This window comes from Rhabdonatronobacter sediminivivens, assembly GCF_013415485.1.
Taxonomy (GTDB): Bacteria; Pseudomonadota; Alphaproteobacteria; order Rhodobacterales; family Rhodobacteraceae; genus Rhabdonatronobacter; species Rhabdonatronobacter sediminivivens.
The window spans coordinates 47,502-65,634 of the sequence record NZ_JACBXS010000012.1; the positions used below are offsets into that span (position 1 = coordinate 47,502).

Sequence of the window (18,133 nt, forward strand, 5' to 3'; positions counted from 1 at the left end):
CGGGGGGCCGGGCCGGGCCGCCGCCCGCGCTTCGGCAACCATCACGTCCCGGACGCATGCCATGGATCATGCTGCGCCGACCGCCGTTCGCAGGGCGCGCAAAGGTTCAGGTTTGTTGAAACCCGGCAGTGCCGTGACGCCACGCAGACAGGCGCCCGCAGCCAATAGGCGCGGGCGCGGTCCAGACCCCTCTGGCGCTGTCACCACCGCAGGCGGTGAAAGTGACAGGCCCCGAACAGGGGTGATCAGGGGCGTAAAGCGGGGTGCGGATGCCTCATGACACGGCGCGTCGGCTTACTCGGGGCGGATGCAGGCGACCCCGTCCTTGCAACTCAGGAACATGCCCGTCATGCCACCGGCGCTGTTGCCAAAGCTGAAGACGCCCGCCGCCTCCTGAGCGTTGGGGCCGTAGAAGCCGCCCTCGATTTCACCCGTGGCGCGCATGTCCTGGAAGCGGATGCGCGATTCCCCGATGGAGGCAAAGGTCCGCGCCCTGCGGTCCAGTTCCAGACCGTTGAAGACCACCTGCACCGAAGGCCCCGCACCGTCGTTCAGGCTGCCGGACATCTCGCCGGAGATGGCGCCGCTGTCGAAATTGGCCAGGATCGTGGCCGAGCCATGCGCCATGCCGCTGTCAGCACCCACACCGGCCCCGGCCACGAATTGCCCGTCATAGCGGGCCACGCCCGAAGGCAGCGTCACACGGGTTTCGCCCATGCCGGGTTCGGCGTCATGCACCACATGGGTGTTGGAATATTCGACCCCGTTGTTCAGATGATCGACGGCGAACATGCCCACATAGGCAAAATTGCCCTTCTGCCGGGCCACCAGTGACCCGCTGCCGGTGGCGCCGCCGCGCGCCGCGTTCACCTGGCAGCTGGCGCCGGTGCGATCCTCGCACAGAACCACCATCCCCTCCATGGGGCCTTCGACCATCTCCATGCGGATCTGCCCCGGCCCGTTGGCATAGATCCGCGCGACCGAGGGCTGAACCTCGGTGGTGCCGCTGTCATTTGCCGGATCGGCCGGGTGCAACTGTGACAGGGACCGTGCCGGTTCCGGCGCGCTGGAACCTCCCCCGCCACCGCCACCGCTGCTGCCGCCACCGCATGCTGCCAATACCAGTAATGCCCCCGCCAAGGGGGCCGCAAACTGCCCGTTCATGCTCGCCTCATGTGTGTTTGTCATTTGTTTTGACAAAAATGAAAGCGCATGGGCGCGGGGCTTGTCAATTGCCTGATGTGTCAAGGCGCAAGGTTTGCCGCGCCGGGTGCCGAGCGGGCAACAGACCTGCCCGAGGCGCAGGCTCAGGCAGCGCGGCCTTCGGTGAACTGCAACCGCGCCAGCCGGGCATAGAGCCCGCCCTGGGCCACAAGCTGGTCATGGGTGCCCTCGGCCAGGATGCGCCCCTGGTCAAACACCACGATCCGGTCAGCGCGCTTCACCGTGGCCAGACGGTGCGCCACCACCAGCGTGGTGCGCCCCTGGGCCAGCTTGTCCACCGCCGCCTGCACCGCGCGTTCGGATTCGGCATCCAGCGCGCTGGTGGCCTCGTCCAGCAACAGGATGGGCGCGTCGCGCAGGATGGCGCGGGCAATGGCCACCCGCTGGCGCTGCCCGCCCGAAAGCATCACCCCCCGTTCGCCCAGTTGCGTGTCATAGCCCTGCGGCAGCGCGGTCAGGAAGTCATGGGCAGCAGCGGCGCGGGCAGCGCCCTCGACCTCGGCATCGCTGGCGTCAAGGCGCCCGAAGCGGATGTTCTCGCGCGCCGAGGATGCAAAGATCACCGGATCCTGCGGGACCAGCGCGATGGCATGGCGGAAGTCAGACCGCGCCATGTCGCGCAGGTCGATCCCGTCGATCCGCAGGGCGCCGCTGACCGGGTCATAGAAGCGCAGAAGCAACTGGAAGATCGTGCTCTTGCCCGCACCGGAGGGTCCCACCAGCGCCACGGTTTCACCGGGCCGGACATGCAGGCTGATCCCGTTGAGCGCCTGCTGTCCAGGGCGCGAGGGGTAGTGGAAGTTGACCGCATCGAACGCGACCTCGCCGCGGACGGGGCGCGGCAGCGCCAGCGGTTGCGCCGGGTCCTGCACCGTGTCCGTGGCCTCCAGCAGTTCCACCAGCCGTTCGGTCGCCCCGGCGGCGCGCTGCAATTCGGACCAGATCTCGGACAGGGCGCCAACGGACCCGGCAACGATCACCGCGTAGATGACGAATTGCACCAGTTCACCCGGGGTCATCTGGCCGGTGGCCACGTCATTCGCGCCGACCCAGAGCGTGCCGACAATACCACTGAACGCCATGAAGATGACAATCACGGTCATTACCGCGCGGGTCAGCACCCGGCGGCGGGCAATGTCGAAGCTGGTCTCGGTCACACCGTCGAATTCGGCGCGGCTGGCAGCCTCATGGGTATAGGCCTGCACGGTCTGCACCGACAGCAGCGCCTCCGAGGCCTTGCCGGAGCTGGCGGCGATCCAGTCCTGGTTTTCGCGGCTCAGCCGCCGCAGCCGACGCCCCAGGATGACGATGGGCACAATCACCGCCGGAACCATCAGCAGCACAAAGCCCATCAGCTTGGCCGAGGTCAGCGCCAGCAGGATCATCCCGCCCGCCAGCAGCAGGATATTGCGCAGCGCGATCGAGACCGACGAGCCGATCACCGACTGGATCAGCGTGGTGTCCGTGGTCAGGCGCGAGAGCACCTCGCCCGTCATCAGGTTTTCGTAGAACGACGGGCTCTTGTCGATGACGCGCGAAAAGAGCGCCTTGCGAATATCGGCCACAACACGCTCGCCCAGCCGGGTGACCAGGTAATAGCGCAGCCCGGTGCCCATGGCCAGCAATGCAGCCAGGGCAAAGGCGCCGGCGAAATACTGGTTCAGCAGCGCCATCTCGCGCGCTTCGAACCCGTCCACCACCCGGCGCACGGCCAGCGGCAGGGCCAGGGACACCATGGCCGTAGTCACCAGCGCCGCAATCGCCAGACCCAGCAACAGCCGATAGGGCCGCATGAACGGCCACAACCCGCGCAGGGCGCCGATCTGGCGGGATTTGGCACGCTCCTCGCTGGCGTTGGCGGTCGTGTCCGTCATAGGGTCGCGTCCTGCTGCATCGGGCCGAGGTTTAGGACAGACACGCGCGGCGGGCAAGCGCAAGCGGCCAGACCAGAGGGGTGCCATCAAGACGCAGGTCGGCAGCAGCCGCCAGACACCGCCCGCACCACCGCAGCCCAAAGCCCCCGGACGCTGCCATCTTCAGCACCCCTACCCCTGGCCTGGCGCCAACCGGTGAAAGGGGTGCTCCCGCCCGCAGATCGGCCGCTTGCGCGACCTCCTGCCGTTGGGCCCGGCCGCGTGGCCATCGGCCACGCGGCCGGGCCCAACGCTTTCCTGCCTGCCCGCGCATTTCGCGTGGGCAGGCAGGAAAGGGGCGGGAGCACCCCCTGCCCGGTTGGCGCAGCGTCCGGCTTGACCCGCGCGCCCACGCACGGCAGGTCAGGGCAACACACAGGAGCGCCCGCATGTATCCTTTCTTCCGCATGACCCTTGAAGCCATCAAGCAGCGCAATGCCGGTCCGCTTGACATCGGGGAAACCCATGTCTCGCATCATCTGTGCTGGCCCTGGGACATCGACCCCTGGCTGGAGCTGAACAACGGGCGCACGCTCACGCTTTATGACCTGGGGCGGATCCCCATGGCGAAGCGGCTGGGGCTGGCCGGGGTTGCGCGGCAGAAGGGCTGGGGCATGGCCGTCGCCGGCGTTTCGGTCCGGTATCGGCGCAGGGTGCGCACCTTTCAGCGGGTCGAGATGCGCTCACGCGTGATCGGCTGGGACAGGCGGTTCTTTTATCTGGAGCAATCCATGTGGCGGGGCCAGGAATGCCTTAACCACATGCTGTTGCGCAGCGCCGTGACCGGGGCGAATGGTATTGTGCCCCCGCTTGATGTGGCAGCGGCCATGGGGCGCGGTGCAGAGAGCCCCGCCCTGCCCGACTGGGTGCAGGCCTGGATCGACGCCGATGCGCAGCGCCCCTGGCCACCGGGCTGAACAGAGGTTGACGCGGGGACAACACGAAAACTTGACGCAGATCAATGACGTGGACAGCATGAGGCTCCACACTGGTTTCATTCGCATAATTCTGCGCCACAGATGCGGGTTCAGCAACGGTGGCCGACAGCGGATCAACAAGAAGGAGTGACTGCATGCCTATCCACCGCGTCCACCGGCTTCTGGCATCGGCGACGGCCCTGGCCTTCGCTGCGGGCGCCGCCACTGCCGATATCGAAAACTACATGGATTTCTTCGAGCCGCTTCCGGCGCTGCCGCCAATCCCGGCGGATAATTCGCTGACCCCGGAAAAGATCGAACTGGGCAAGATGCTGTTCTTTGAGCCGCGCATCTCGGCCTCGGGGGTGATCAGCTGCGCCACCTGCCACAACCCGGCGCTGGGCTGGGCCGACCGGATTCCGCGCGCCACCGGCCATGACGGCCAGGTGGGTGAGCGCAATACCCCCACAGTGCTGAACTCGGGCTTTCTGGAAGCACAGTTCTGGGATGGGCGCGAACCCGATCTTGAAGGCCAGGCCCTGGGTCCGATCGAGGCCGAGATCGAGATGAACCTCACGCTGGAGGAAGCGATCAACCGGCTGAACGAATTCGCAATCTATCAGGAGCATTTTGCTGCTGCCTTCCCCGATGATCCGGATCCGATCAACCCGCAGAACGTGGCCCATGCCATTGCCAGCTTCGAGCGGACGCTGAACACGCCCAATTCGCCGCTGGATCGCTTCCTGGCCGGCGATGTGCAGGCCATGTCCGACCAGCAGGTTGAAGGGATGAAGCTGTTCGTGGATGCCGGCTGTGTTGCCTGCCACAACGGGCCTGCCCTGACCGACAGCAATTTCCACCGGTTCGAGCTTCCCGGCTCCACCGACGAAGGGCGCTTCGTAGTGACCGGGGATGAGGCCGACATGTTCGCCTTCCGCACGCCGACCCTGCGCAATGTGGCCGTGACCTATCCGTATTTCAACAACGGTTCGGTCCCGGGGCTGCATGAGGCGGTGCAGCTGATGGGCCAGCAGATGCTGGGCCAGGATTTCGCCGAGGATGAGCTGGATGCGCTGGTCGCCTTCATGCACGCCCTGACCGGTGAAATGCCGCGGGTCGAGATCCCGGCGCTGCCCTGACAACGTTGCCCTGACACCGGGCTGAACCCCTTGACCGCCCCTGCCACAGCGCAGGGGCGGTTTTTCCGTGCGCTGGCCCCGCGGGGCTTGACCCTGACCCGGACGCGCCGCAGATACCCTTCAGGGCGAAGGGAACAGGATCATGTCTGATTGGGATCAGGAAATCGACGCGCGCGGGCTGCTCTGCCCGCTGCCGGTTCTGAAGGCGCGCAAGCGTCTGCGCGCCATGGAGCAGGGCGAGGTTCTGCGGCTGGTGGCCACAGACCCGGCCGCGGTGGTTGATGTGCCCCATTTCTGCGCCGAATCCGGGCATGAGTTTCTGGGCAGCGCCCCCCTTCAGGATGACGCCACCGCCTATCTGATCCGCCGCATTTGAGCCACAGACCCCATGGGATCGCTCCTGCGCCTCCGACCCATGCTTGACTTGCAAGCATCAAATCCAGCATGGTTTCGAAGACTGCGCAGGGAGTTGCCGCAGGATCTTGAGGCGGGACATCCCATAGAGCCGAATCAAGGTCGGCGGGCAAAGGCCCTGCAGATGTTGAAACTGGAATGAGTGAGGCCGGAAAAAGACAGTGCTGCGCAGGACCGGCGCCATCCGGAAGGGTTGGACCCCGGACACCACCCACCTTGCAGCACATCTGTCAGATCCCGAAGCCATGAGGAAATCGGAGCGGACATGCCAATCTACAGGAAATTTCTGACTGCAGCTCTGGTCACTTGTATGGCTGCGCCACCGGCTCTGGCCGATGATGCTTCCGGCCCTGCCAACCTCGGCATGACGGCGGGCAACAGCACGCAAGCTGATATTGCCACGCGCGGGCTGGGCGGCGGCGGCGTGATGCCTGACTGGTCCGGCATCTATGGCGGCGCCTCACTGGGTGCTGGCCGGGCGTCATGGTCGCGAAGCTCCAGCACCTCGGCCATTGGCAATCTGTTTGCGGTCTATCTTGCCGATATGGGTGATTATGTGGTCGGGGCCGATGCAACCTTCGCTCCTGCAGCGGTCTTTGGCAGTTTCAGCACCGCGAACGAAGAGCTGCGCGCCGCCTGGGCGATCTATGGCCGGTTTGGCGTGAAGGTCGATGCCGAGGGCCGCACCCTGGCTTCGGTCGGGTTTGGCCCCAGTTGGGTGCGCACCCGCGATGATGCCGGCGACACCCGCACCTCGGCCGGGGTCAGTGCCGGGCTGGGGCTGGACTACCTGCTGGACGAAAGCTGGTTGCTGCGGTCTGGCGTGACCTATTCGCGCTTTGGCAGTGTTGGCGCGCGGGGCGACAGGGTAAATTCGGTTTCGGCCCATGTGGGCGCGGCCTTCCGTTTCTGACCCCTTGCCACCTGTCACCGGCAACCCGTTTCATCGGCGCACCAGAAAGGGGCCAGGGTAATCCCCGGCCCCTTCTTTCACTGTCACATGGCCCGCTTCAGAAGCGGAACGCAGCGCCCACATGCGCGGCCACGGAGTTCACGCTGATGTCGTTGGCGCCCACGCTGCCAAAGCGCGAATAGCTCAGCCCCGAACGCAGCATCCAGTTGTCGTCAATCATGTAATCGACCCCGACGCCCGCGGTGACACCCACGGCGGTGTTGCCATCGCCACCGGCATCACGGGTGCGCACCCAGCTCGGACCAACACCGACCGAGGCGAGGGTCCGGCCCTCGGCGCCCAACTTGACGCCTGCGCGGCCCACCAGCCCCCAGGCGGCGCGCAGCTCTTCGCTTGCGGTGCTGAAATCGCCGAACACCGACGCCGGCGCGTAGTTCAGATCCGCGCCGATCACATAGTCGCCCATGTCGAACATGTAGCCGGCAAAGAGGTTGCCCAGCACATCGCTCGAGGATCCATCATCCCAGGACGCGCGGCCCACGCCAAGCGCCACCCCGGCGTAGCCGCCGGTCCAGTCAACCATCGTCGGCACCGGGGCCATCGGCGGAGCTTCGACCACCGGGTCGGCCACGGTCCCCATCTTGGACGCGCTGGAAAGCGCCCCGCCCTCAAGGGTCAGCGGACCTTCGGCAAGGGCCGGGGCAGCGGCCAGACCCGATGCCAGTGCAATCGTCAGGATTCTGTGTTTCTGTTTCATGACCGTCTCCTTAGTCAAAACCGTAACCCTAAACACGGGACATCCGGTCAGGGTTCCAACGCGTTGTTCCCATGCGCAAGATGTTGCCAATATCACACCGCACCGACCTCCCTGCGAAACGCATTTCCGTGATCGGTGGCGCAGGGATCGCGGCAGAGCATCAGCCCCGGGCCGAACTAGCTGCAAGCTTATGAAAGAAAATCATAATTTCCGGAGGCGCACCCCCAGGGCCGTCGGCGTTTCGTTGCCGAAACCCCGGACATGTCGCCGGTGAAGGCGGAAAAGCCCCGTCGGGCGTGGAACCGGCAGGGATCGGCGGCGCAATCCGCTCAGCGTGGCAGCAGCCAGGCGCCCTGCGGCACCGGATCGTCGAATCGTTTGACGGACGCGCCCATCGCTTCATCCACCAGATGGGCGATCAGTTCGGGGTACAACAGCGGCACCTCGGCCGCTTCCCACAGGAAGAAGCCATAGGAGCCGGGGATGGGGTTGATCTCGTTGAACCACAGCTCTCCGGTGGCGCGGTTGCACATGAAATCGATGCGCGGCGCCCCGCGCGCGCCCAGGATCAGAAAGGCGCGGCGGGAATAGTCCAGGATCCGCGCCTTCAGATCGGCGGGCAGGTCGGGGTTGATCTCACGCGTGAGCGAGAGCATCCCCTCGGAGGGCAGCGCCCCCTTGGTCCCGCCCGAGGACAGGTATTTCTCACGGAAATCCAGCAGTTCGGCGCCGGATTTGGGTTGTTCGATGGCGGAAAACACCACCTCGCCGCCGCGCCACATCATGGCGATGTTGTATTCCACCAGATTGGGCACCTGCGGTTCGATCAGCGCAAGGTCATCCTGGCGCAGCACATATTCCAGCAGTGCCGGGATATCTGCCCGGGTCTTTGCCAGCCCCACCCCGATGGACGATCCCAGATTCGCGGGCTTCACCACCACCGGCAGGCCCAGCTTCGCCTCAACCTCGTCCAGAACCGCGCCCATGTTCCCGCGCTGGTGGCGGTTGACGGCGACACTGTCCAGCACATTCACACCGACGGATTTCACCAGCGTCTTGGTGGCATCCTTGCGCATGGCGATGGCCGAGCCCGAGGCCGAAAACCCCGTCACCGGCACGCCGATCAGTTCCAGCATCCCATGAATGCGCCCGTCTTCGCCAAAGGGGCCGTGGAAAACGGGCAGCGCACAATCCACGGGCAGGCGCAGCCCCTTGCCCAGCAATTCCGGCCCCTCATCGCCCCAGTTGAACCGCACTTCGCGCAGACCACCGGGGCGCGGGCGGAACGCCGAGACGTCACGCAGGCGCGGGCCGGTGAACAGCCGGTTTTCGAAATCCATATAGACGGGGATGACGTTGATCGCCCGCGCGTCAGCCGCATCCATCAACTGCTGCGCACTGACCACGCTGACGTCATGCTCCTGGCTGGCGCCGCCAAAGATCACCGCAACGTTGCGCCGCCCGTCGCGCCCTGCTTCCGCCCCGATCACAGCAGCCGCCTTTCTTCCAGAATGTCGGGCAGATCGTTTTCATAGAGGATCACATCCTCGGGCGCGGCACCTTTGAGCGCCGCGCGCGCGCTGCCGAGCGTATCCGCGCCATGAACCGTTGCGCCCCCCGCCTTGGCCGCCTGCACGAAACTGGCGATCCGCCCGGGGTTGACCGCGTGAATCTCGTCGCAGCAGTCCGCCGCCAGCGCGCCCAGACGCGCGTGGACGCGCTCATGCTCCAGCCCCAGCTCCACGATCCCCGGCGTGACCAGGATCGCCCGCCCGCCGCGCTGGTCGGCCACCTGCCGCAGCACCCGCAGCGCATTGGCAAAGCCGGTTTCGTTGGAGTTGAACGCATCATCCAGCACCAGCGGCTGGCCCGGGGCTTCGCGCTTCTGCAACCGGTGGGGCACCTGCTCCACCACCCGCGTGACCAGCGGCAGGCGTTCGATGACCGATGGATCAAGCCGCGCGGCCAGCGCCACCGCCAGCGCGGAATTCAGGATGTTGTGCTCGCCCAGCAGCGGCAGGGCGTAGGCGATGTCCAGCCCCCCGCCCGAGAGCGTGATCTGCCAGTCGCTGCCCTGCAGTTCCGCCGCCACCGCCACGTCGCCGCCTTCGCCTACGGTCAGGACATGGTCCGGGTGGGCGGCTTTCAGCTTGGCAAAGGGGTCATGGGCCAGCAGCTCGGCGTTGATGACCGCCAGCCCGCCCGATGCGCAAACAGCCTCGACCAGTTCGGACTTGGCCTGCGCCACAGCTTCCAGCGAGCCGAACCGCTCCATATGCGCCGCGCCCACGGCAGTGACGATCCCGTAGCGCGGGCGCACGAAATCGCACAGACGGCGGACCGAGCCGATGCCGTAGGCCCCCATCTCGGCCACGAAATAGCGGTGGGCGGGTTGCAGCCGCTGGCGGATGTGGCGGGTCAGGCCCAGTTCGGTGTTGATGGACCCGCGGCTGTAGAAGACCGGGCCCGAAAGCTCCAGCAACTCGGCCAGGATATGCTTCACCGTGGTCTTGCCGAACGACCCGGTGATGCCGATTCGCACCGGGTCCAGCCGTTCCAGCTTCGCACGCGCCGCGGCGACATAGCGGCGGTTGATCCGCGTCTGATACGGGTTCAGCAGGGCGTTGGCGGCGATCAACTGCAGCGGCAGCAGGTGCAGCATAACCACGGCCAGAAGCGGATGCACCAGCGCCAGCGCCAGGACCGGCAGCGACATCAGCCGGGCCAGCGCCTGGATGCGCCAGGCCCGGTCGGTCATGACCAGCGGCTTCTTCCACTTGTAGCGCGCCTCGTCCCACGCAATGCCCGCCAGCGCCGCCGCCGCCAGCAGCAGCAGCACCGCCCACAGCCCCGTGGCCAGCCCCAGAACCAGCGCAACCGCAACGACGCCAGTGGCCCGCAGATCATAGAGCCGCACGCGCGGGATTGCGGCCAGAAAGCGGCGGGTGGCGTATTCCTCCTGCTGGAAATAGGCCATGAGCGTGTCCAGCCGCACCAGCACCAGCGCCACCAGCGCGATCACAAAGGCCAGTTCCGCGATCATGGCGCCACCTGCGCGACCAGTTTCTCCTTCACCGCCAGCGCAATCTGATGCCGCCCCCGGTCCAGCACCGAGATATGATCGCATGGATCAAGCTGCACATACTCTGCCCCGGGGATTGCATTGGCCATGCGCCGTCCCAGGTCCGGCGGGGTCTCAGTGTCGCGCCCGCCATAGATCAGGGTGACGGGCAGGTTGATCCGGCGCAAATCCGCGCTCTGATCCTCGGCGATGGTTTTCAGGAAGATATCGCGCAGCCCGTCGCGGCGGCTTTGCACATAATCGGGGCTGCCGAAACGGTCCTCCAGCGCCTCCAGCGCCGCCTGATCGGTAGCGCGCGCCTTCAACCGCCGGAATTGCCGGGACCGCCAGCGCCCGCGCAGCTGCTCCACCAGCGGCTGCGCCCGCGGGATACCCGCGGCGGCCACCAGCACCAGCCCCGTCAGCAGATCAGGGTGCCGCACCGCCAGCCGCAGCCCGATTCGCCCGCCAAAGGAATGCCCCACCCAGACCACCGGACCATCAACCAGCCCCCCGCGCAGGGCCTCTGCCATGGCATCGGCGTAATCGCCCGTGTCCCAGGCGGCTTCGGGGCGCGGTGTGGCCCCGAAGCCCGGCAGATCCGGCAGGACCGCGCGCGCCACCGGCGCTAATGCCTCGGCCGTGGGGATGAAATCGCGGTGGCTGCGCCCCCAGCCATGGGCAAACACCACGCCCGGCGCGCCCCTGCGCCCGATGGCAATGTGGTGCATGGCCGGAGCCTGAGCCGGGGGGTGTGACATGCCTGATCCTTCTGCCGCCCCCTCGTTACTGCTCGGGCGGGGCGTTTGGCGAAGTATGCGCTCGGCCCTGCGGGCAATTCAACCCCCCATCCAACCCAAAGCCGCGCGTGGCTCAGGCCGCCTTGCGCGCCGCCATCGCCCCGGCAAAGCGTTCGAAGAGGTAATAGCTGTCTTGCGGGCCGGGGCTTGCCTCGGGGTGATACTGCACCGAAAACACCGGCCGGTCGGCAAGCCTGATCCCGCAGTTGGACCCGTCAAACAGGCTGACATGGGTTTCCAGCACGCCGTCGGGCAGGGTCTGGCTGTCCACGGTGAAGCCGTGGTTCATACTGGTGATCTCCACCTTGCCGGTCTCCAGGTCCTTGACCGGGTGGTTGGCGCCGTGGTGGCCGTGGTTCATCTTCACCGTGCGGGCCCCCAGCGCCAGTGCCAGCATCTGATGGCCCAGGCAGATGCCGAACACCGGCAGGTCGCGCTCCAGAACGCCGCGGATCATCGGCACCGCATAATCGCCCGTGGCCGCCGGATCGCCCGGGCCGTTGGACAGGAACACACCATCGGGGTTCAGCGCCAGCACTTCCTCGGCGGTGGCGGTGGCGGGCAGGACCGTGACCTCGCATCCTGCGCTGGCCAGGCAACGCAGGATGTTGCGCTTCGCACCATAATCAATGGCCACAACGCGGTGCTGCGGAGCGGTTTGCGGCTGATACCCCTCAGGCCATGCCCAGCGCATCTCATCCCAGCGGTAGCTTTGCGCGCAGGTCACCTCGCGCGCCAGATCCAGCCCCACCAGTCCGCTCCAACCGCGGGCCCTTGCCACCAGCGCCTCGATGTCAAAGCGGCCTTCGGGGTCATGGGCCAGCGCCACATGGGGCGCGCCCTGCTGCCGGATGGCCCGCGTCAGGCGCCGCGTATCCACCCCGCCAATGCCGATCCGCCCGCGTTTTTCCAGCCAGTCCACCAGATGCCCGGCCGCGCGCCAGTTCGAAGGCTCGGTCGGATCCCATTTCACCACCATCCCTGCCGCCACGGGGTCAGCGGTTTCGTCATCCTCGGGGTTGACGCCGACATTGCCCACATGGGGAAAGGTGAAGGTCACCACCTGCCCGGCGTAGGAGGGGTCGGTCATGATCTCCTGATAGCCGGTCATTGCGGTGTTGAAGCACAGTTCGGCCACAGTCTCGCCGGTGGCGCCGAAACCATGCCCGTAGAAGAGTGTCCCGTCCGCCAGGGCAAGGCAGGCGGTCGGTCTGGAAGCTGTGGCAGCCATGGGAGGGCCCTCATCTGGGATTTGCCGGAAACTACTGCCGCAGCGCAGCAGAATCAAGTCAAACCGAAATCTGGATTATCACGCCATTTCAATAACTTGCGCATATGTGAACCGGGATTGCCGGCGCCTGCGGCACAGGATATGGTGCAGCTTTCCACTGCAACCCGGAGAAGCCCATGTCCCTGCGCGACCGCCTTGCCTCCGATCTCAAGTCCGCGATGAAGGCACGGGACAGCAAACGCCTGTCCACCCTGCGCCTGATCAGCGCCGCGATCAAGGACCGCGATATCGCCGCGCGCAGCGCGGGTGACGAAAATCTGGTCCCGGAGTCGGAGATCAGGGCCATCCTGGCGCGGATGCTGAAACAGCGCACCGAAAGCGCGCGCACCTATGAAGAGGCCGGACGCCTGGAACTGGCCCAGGAAGAACGTGACGAGATCGAAGTCATCGAGTCCTACCTGCCCAAACAGATGGATCAGGACACCATCGCCCGCGCCATCGACACCGAGATCGCGGCACTCGGGGCAAGCTCCATCCGCGACATGGGTCGCGTCATGGCGGCGATGAAGGAAAAATACGCGGGCCAGATGGATTTTGCCCAGGTCGGCCCAATGGTCAAGGCACGGCTGAGCGTCTGAGGCGACACGCGCCCCGCGCGCGCAACAGCGGCGCGCGCCCGCGCGCCGCCCGGCCCAACGGGAGGGGGTGCATCTTCGATGCATCCCCGACGGGCGGGAGCCCCCCTCACCACCGACGCGGCGGCGCGACAGGCCCCGCAGCATCACCCCGCGGAAAAGACTGGCAAAACCAGCCCGATCCCCCGCCAGCACCGGTGCATATCGGCGGCTCCATTGCCTCGGGTCAAAGCGGCCCCAACTCTCGCTGCGTCAAGCCGGGCCACACACCGCCCGCGTCACCAACGCCCCTCGCGCAGCCACGCGCCCAGTGCGAAACCTGCCGCCAGCAGCAGCCAGGCCCAGCCGGGCAGAAGCGCGGCCACACGCAGGTCGGTAGTGACATAGGCTTCGCGCGGGGTCAGGCCCATCCAGCCGCGCCCGGCGGCGGCGCGGCCCTCGCGCACCTGACGCAGATCGGGCAGCCCGTCCTCGATCCGCGCCACACCACCCCGTGTGGCCTGCACCAACGGTTGCAGCACCTCGCGCGTGGCGATGGTTTCCTCGAACTCCCTCGGGGCCGAGGGGCCCAGCGCGACCACCGCATCCAGCACCCCGTCGCTCAGCCGGTAGAGGCCGATTTCGGGCGCCTCCCAGGTGGCGCGATACAGCCCCGGTTCCTCCTGCGCCAGTTCCAGCACCGTCTCGGCGCCTTCGGGGTCGGTCACGGTGACCGGGGCGACCTCATCATCCAGCGTGCGGCGGGTGACGGTCATGCGCTGGCCCTCGGCGGTGGCGGTCAAGGTCTCTTCTTCCAGGTCAGGCTCACCCATCATCCAATGCGCCAGCCGGCGCAGCATCTCCAGCTGCGGGCCGCCGCCTTCGTGCCCGCGATCCCACAGCCACGCCTGGTCCGAGGCCAGCAGCGCCAGCCGCCCCGCGCCCACCCGGTCCAGCACCAGCAGCGGCGCGCCATCGGCGCCCTCCATCACCACCTGGCCCGTGTCGCGCTCCAGCTCGATCTGGCGATACCAACGGCCCCAGCCGGGGCCTTCGCCCTCGGCCCCGGGGGCGTGGCGTTCCAGCCCCGCCGTCACCGGATGGCGCTGCCCCAGATCCGAGATCTGCGGCCAGAAGCCCCGCTCGATCACCCGCGAGGTCGGATGCGCCGGGAACACCTGCCCCAGCGGCGAGCGCCAGATACTGTCGGCCCCGGCCAGCTCCGGCCCGCCCACCACCAGCAGCGCCCCGCCCTGATCCACATAGCGGCGGATATTGTCGAAATAGGCATTGGGCAGGATGCCGCGCCGCTTGTAGCGGTCAAAGATGATCAAATCGAATTCGTCGATCTTGTCGATGAACAGCTCACGCGTGGGAAAGGCGATCAGCGACAGTTCGTTCACCGGCACCCCATCCTGCTTTTCGGGCGGGCGCAGGATGGTGAAATGCACCAGATCCACCGACGGGTCAGACCGCAGCAGGTTGCGCCAGGTGCGCTGCCCGGCATTCGGCTCGCCCGAGACCAGCAGCACGCTGAGCCGGTCCCGCAGCCCGTTGATCTGCACCACGGCAGCGTTGTTGCGGTCGGTCAATTCGCCCTCGGCGGGGTCCAGTTCGAATTGCAGGACATTCATGCCGCCCTGATCCAGCGTCAGGCGGATTTCCATATCCTCGCCCACCGGCACGCGGGCGCGGCGGGTGTCCTCGCCGTTGATGGAATAGGACAGATCGGCCGTATCGCCGGCCGATGCGGGGACGGCGCCCTGATCCTCGACCCGCAGGGTCAGGGTCACGGGCTCGCCCAGGATCGCATAGGCGGGCGCGTTGCGCACGATCAGGCGGCGGTCCCAGTCATCGGCCTCGCCGGTTTTCAGCAGGTGAAAGGGCGCGTCCATCTGCACATCGGTGCCGGGGTCATGCACCTGCCCGTCGCTGATGGCGAACACCCCTGACAGCCGGTCGCGCGGGATGTCCGACAGCGCCTCGGCCAGCACGGTTTTCAGGCGGGTGCCTTCGTTGCGCGCCCCGTCGGGCACGCGGGCGATGCGCAGGTCGGTGTTGTCCAGCGCGCCGATGCGGTCGCTCAGATGGGTCAGCGCGGCCTCGGTCTGTTCCGCGCGCGGGCCGATGCGGTTCGATGCCGTGTCATCCACCACCACCAGCGCCACATCCGGCAGGGGGTCGCGTTCCTCGGTCTGCAACGAGGGGTTGGCCAGAGCGGCCAGCAGCGCCACCGCCCCCAGCCCGCGCAGCCACCAGCCCGGCAGCCCGCGCCACAGCGCCAGCCCCACCATGACCAGCGCCAGAACCCCCGCCGCCCCCAGCACCAGCAGGGGGACCAGCGGGTCCAGAATGATCTGCGCGCCGCTCATTGGCCCAGCCTTTCCAGCAATGCAGGCACATGCACCTGATCGGATTTGTAATTGCCGGTCAGCACATGGGTGATCAGGTTCACCCCGAAGCGCAGCGCGATCTCGCGCTGGCGTTCGCCGTCCATGCCGCGCCCGACACGCAGCAACGGCAGCCCCTGCGCATCCACCGCCCAGGCCGCCGCCCAGTCATGCGAGCCGATGATCACCGGCGTCACCCCGTCATTGAGGCTGCGAAAGGGCATGCCTTCGGCCAGTTCGGCATCGGGCGGGGAAGCCTCGACCCACAGGTCGCGCCCGGTGAACCGGCCCGGAAACTCCTGGATCAGGTAGAAGGTGCGGGTGAGGATGTGATCCTCGGGCACCGGTTCCAGCGGCGGGATGTCCAGCGAGCGCGCGATGGCCTGCAGGCGGCGCTCGGCGGGGGTGGTGCGGGTCAGCCCGGCCAGTTCGGCATCGCGGGTGTCGAACATGATCATGCCCCCCCCGCGCAAGTAGCGGTTCAGCCGTGACAGCGCGGCGTCGGACGGGATCGGCGTATCCTCGGTGATGGGCCAGTAGAGGAAGGGGAAGAACACCAGCTCATCACGCTCCAGGTCCACGCCGATGGGATCATCGGGTTCGATCGAGGTGCGCTGGAACAGCGCCTGCGAGAGGCCGCGCAATCCGGCCTCGGCAATCTCATCCACCCGTGGGTCCCCGGTCATCACATGGGCCAGAACCACGTTATTCGCCGCCATGATCGCCAGCCGGTCATCGGTGTCCACCGCATCTTCGGCCAGTGCGGCGCCGGGCGTAGTCAACATGGCCAGCGCTGTCAGCGCCGCTGCCGTGGCCCGGACGGGCAACAGCCGCCCCGCAATCCACAGCGCGGCCAGAATATCGGCCATCAGCGCCAGCAGCCCCGCGCCCAGGAATGCCCCCGCCAGCCGGGTTTCGCTGAGCGCGCCGCCGCGTTCCACCTGCACCCGCGCGGGCCAGTCGGCGGGCTGCAATTCGGCATCGGCATCGGCCATCACATTGACCGCCAGACTGCCCCCGGGCCCGGCATAGCCCCCCGGCGGCAGATCAGGACCGGTGGTGCTTTCGACCAAAAGCTCCCCCGCGACCCCGGCCATGCCCGAGGCGTCTTGCACCTCGCCGAACCCGTCCAGCACCCGCTCGGCCATCCAGGTGGTCCCGGTCAGATCATCGGCGCCGGGGCGCGCGGGGCGGGTCGAGACCGCCAGCCGCTCCAGCATCTCCACGAACAGGCCGGACAGGGGCAATGTGGACCAGTCCGCATTGGCCGTGGTGTGCACCAGCACCACCTGCCCGTCGCCCAGGAACTTGCGCGTCACCAGCGGCGTGCCATCGGCCAGCGAGGCGATGGTGCGATCAGCCAGCGCCGGGTCCGGCTGGGCCAGCACCTGGCTGGACACGGTCACATCGGACGGGATGCGCAGCCCCTCGAAGGGCGATCCTTCGGCGAAATCGCGCAGGGTCCGCGGCTCGCCCCAGCTCATGGCGCCGCCCACGGTGCGCCCGCCCAGCCGCAGGCGCACGGGCATCAGGGGATCCTCGTCATCGCGGCTGACCTCGCTTGCCGCCAGGCGCGGCCCGGCAAAGCGCAGCAGAAGCCCGCCATCGGCAACCCAATCCTGCACCATGGCGGATTCAACCTCGCCCAGCGCGGCGACATCGGCCAGGATCAGCACATCGGGGCCGGTCAGCAGCAGATCGTCGATGCTGGGGCTTTCGGTCAACTCGCTCACCGGGCCAAGCGCCTGGCGCAGGTAGAAGAAGGGCGAGACCAGCTCCAGCCCCTCATCGGCATCGCGCCCGGCCAGCAGCGCCACCTTGCGCCGTTGCAGCGCGTCATCGGTCACCGCCACGGCGCCCGCGCTGCGTTGGCCGGTGATCTGGAAGCGGGTGATGCGGTTGCGCAATTCGGGCTGCAGGACCAGTTCCAATTCGGCGCGGGATTCCCCGCTGGCGAATTCGGCCACGCCCTCGGCCAGGGTGCGTTCGGTGCCCGCCGGGTCACGGCCGATGGCGGCGATGCGAATCTCGGACGCATCACTCGCGGGGCTGCGCAGGGCCTGAAGCTGCAAGGCGCCTTCGACCAGTTGCGCCGGCGCCAGCGCCAGCACCGCGGTTTCGGTTTCGAACACTGTCACCGGGCCGCGCGCCTCCAGCGCCTCCAGCAGCGGCGTGCGTCCGTCGCGCGCCAGACCGTCCGAGAACCAGTAGCTTTCCAGCGTGCTGGGCAGAGTTTCGGCCCAGGCTGCAACCGCATCGGCCTGCGGCAGCCAGGGCGCGGGCGTGATCCCGCCCAGCCGCCCCAGCCAGTGATCGGCCGAGCGCAGCGGCAAGTCGCCCTCGGGCAGGTCGGTCAGGGCGATGACGGCGGCGGGGCGCCCGGCGCGGCTGGCTTCGGTCAGCAATTCCTCCATCCGTTCGATGCGGCGCGGCCAGTCGCGGGCGCTGGCCCAACTGGCATCGGCCACGATCAGCAGCGGCCCATCGCCCGTCCGTTCCGGCTGCGGGTTCAGCACCGGCCCGGAAAAGCCGATGATCAGCGCCGCCACCGCCAGGGCGCGCAGCAGCAGCAGCCACCACGGGGTCTTGTCGCTTTCCTGCGTTTCGTCCTTCAGACCCAGCAGCAGCGCCACGCCCGGAAAGCGGCGGATGACCGGGGCGGGGGGCACTGCGCGCAACAGCCACCACAGCGCAGGCAGCGCCACCAGCGCCAGCAGCAACGCAGGTGTGGCGAATCCGATGGGGCCCAGGGTGAACATC

Annotated in this window: 14 protein-coding genes; 5 read left to right on the forward strand and 9 right to left on the reverse strand. The window is 67.5% G+C overall.

Translation table 11 applies throughout. The annotated features are described in order from the left end of the window. Positions 1 to 294: 294 nt before the first annotated feature. A complete protein-coding gene (locus HUK65_RS07660) occupies positions 295 to 1,035 on the reverse strand; it encodes a transferrin-binding protein-like solute binding protein (RefSeq protein WP_179905569.1) in 741 nt (246 codons plus the stop codon). A 272-nt stretch (positions 1,036 to 1,307) separates the two neighbouring features. Continuing rightward, positions 1,308 to 3,098: an ABC transporter transmembrane domain-containing protein gene (locus HUK65_RS07665; RefSeq protein ID WP_179905570.1), complete on the reverse strand. Its 1,791-nt coding sequence runs from the start codon at positions 3,096 to 3,098 to the stop codon at positions 1,308 to 1,310. Positions 3,099 to 3,526: 428 nt separating this feature from the next. Here HUK65_RS07665 and HUK65_RS07670 point away from each other — a divergent pair, with 428 nt between their 5' ends. From HUK65_RS07670 to HUK65_RS07685, 4 genes are all read left to right on the forward strand, one after another. Then, a complete protein-coding gene (locus HUK65_RS07670; protein WP_179905571.1) occupies positions 3,527 to 4,054 on the forward strand; it encodes an acyl-CoA thioesterase in 528 nt (175 codons plus the stop codon). A 155-nt stretch (positions 4,055 to 4,209) separates the two neighbouring features. Further along, positions 4,210 to 5,193: a cytochrome-c peroxidase gene (locus HUK65_RS07675; protein WP_179905572.1), complete on the forward strand. Its 984-nt coding sequence runs from the start codon at positions 4,210 to 4,212 to the stop codon at positions 5,191 to 5,193. 142 nt (positions 5,194 to 5,335) lie between these two features. Next, positions 5,336 to 5,569, forward strand: a complete 234-nt coding sequence (locus HUK65_RS07680; RefSeq protein WP_179905573.1) for a sulfurtransferase TusA family protein — start codon at positions 5,336 to 5,338, stop codon at positions 5,567 to 5,569. Between the two features lie 348 nt (positions 5,570 to 5,917). Further along, positions 5,918 to 6,520 carry an outer membrane beta-barrel protein gene (locus tag HUK65_RS07685; protein ID WP_179905574.1) on the forward strand — a complete coding sequence of 201 codons (603 nt, stop codon included), beginning with the start codon at positions 5,918 to 5,920 and terminating at the stop codon, positions 6,518 to 6,520. Between the two features lie 97 nt (positions 6,521 to 6,617). On the opposite strand, the gene HUK65_RS07690 is transcribed toward HUK65_RS07685, so the two are convergent. The 5 genes from HUK65_RS07690 to carA all read right to left on the reverse strand — a co-directional run bounded on the left by HUK65_RS07690 (position 6,618) and on the right by carA (position 12,369). Continuing rightward, positions 6,618 to 7,277, reverse strand: a complete 660-nt coding sequence (locus HUK65_RS07690) for an outer membrane protein (RefSeq protein WP_179905575.1) — start codon at positions 7,275 to 7,277, stop codon at positions 6,618 to 6,620. A 329-nt stretch (positions 7,278 to 7,606) separates the two neighbouring features. Next, positions 7,607 to 8,767, reverse strand: coding sequence for a D-alanine--D-alanine ligase (locus tag HUK65_RS19105; RefSeq protein WP_179905576.1), 1,161 nt, complete (start codon positions 8,765 to 8,767; stop codon positions 7,607 to 7,609). Beyond that, entirely contained in the window at positions 8,764 to 10,320 is a 1,557-nt protein-coding gene (locus tag HUK65_RS07700; RefSeq protein ID WP_179905577.1) for a Mur ligase family protein, read from the reverse strand. The genes HUK65_RS19105 and HUK65_RS07700 overlap by 4 nt, the downstream gene beginning before the upstream one ends. After that, positions 10,317 to 11,099 (reverse strand): alpha/beta fold hydrolase, encoded by a 783-nt coding sequence (locus HUK65_RS07705; RefSeq protein ID WP_179905578.1) that lies wholly within the window; start codon positions 11,097 to 11,099, stop codon positions 10,317 to 10,319. The genes HUK65_RS07700 and HUK65_RS07705 overlap by 4 nt, the downstream gene beginning before the upstream one ends. Positions 11,100 to 11,211: 112 nt before the next feature. Further along, a complete protein-coding gene (carA, locus tag HUK65_RS07710; RefSeq protein WP_179905579.1) occupies positions 11,212 to 12,369 on the reverse strand; it encodes a glutamine-hydrolyzing carbamoyl-phosphate synthase small subunit in 1,158 nt (385 codons plus the stop codon). A gap of 176 nt (positions 12,370 to 12,545) precedes the next feature. Between carA and HUK65_RS07715 the strand changes: the two genes are divergently transcribed. Further along, positions 12,546 to 13,007: a GatB/YqeY domain-containing protein gene (locus HUK65_RS07715; RefSeq protein ID WP_179905580.1), complete on the forward strand. Its 462-nt coding sequence runs from the start codon at positions 12,546 to 12,548 to the stop codon at positions 13,005 to 13,007. Between the two features lie 275 nt (positions 13,008 to 13,282). On the opposite strand, the gene HUK65_RS07720 is transcribed toward HUK65_RS07715, so the two are convergent. Both HUK65_RS07720 and HUK65_RS07725 read right to left on the reverse strand, forming a co-directional pair. Continuing rightward, positions 13,283 to 15,355 carry a hypothetical protein gene (locus tag HUK65_RS07720; RefSeq protein WP_179905581.1) on the reverse strand — a complete coding sequence of 691 codons (2,073 nt, stop codon included), beginning with the start codon at positions 15,353 to 15,355 and terminating at the stop codon, positions 13,283 to 13,285. Then, complete coding sequence (locus tag HUK65_RS07725) at positions 15,352 to 18,132, reverse strand: DUF4159 domain-containing protein (RefSeq protein ID WP_179905582.1); 2,781 nt, start codon at positions 18,130 to 18,132, stop codon at positions 15,352 to 15,354. Before HUK65_RS07725 ends, HUK65_RS07720 begins: the two co-directional genes overlap by 4 nt. Position 18,133 lies beyond the last annotated feature (1 nt).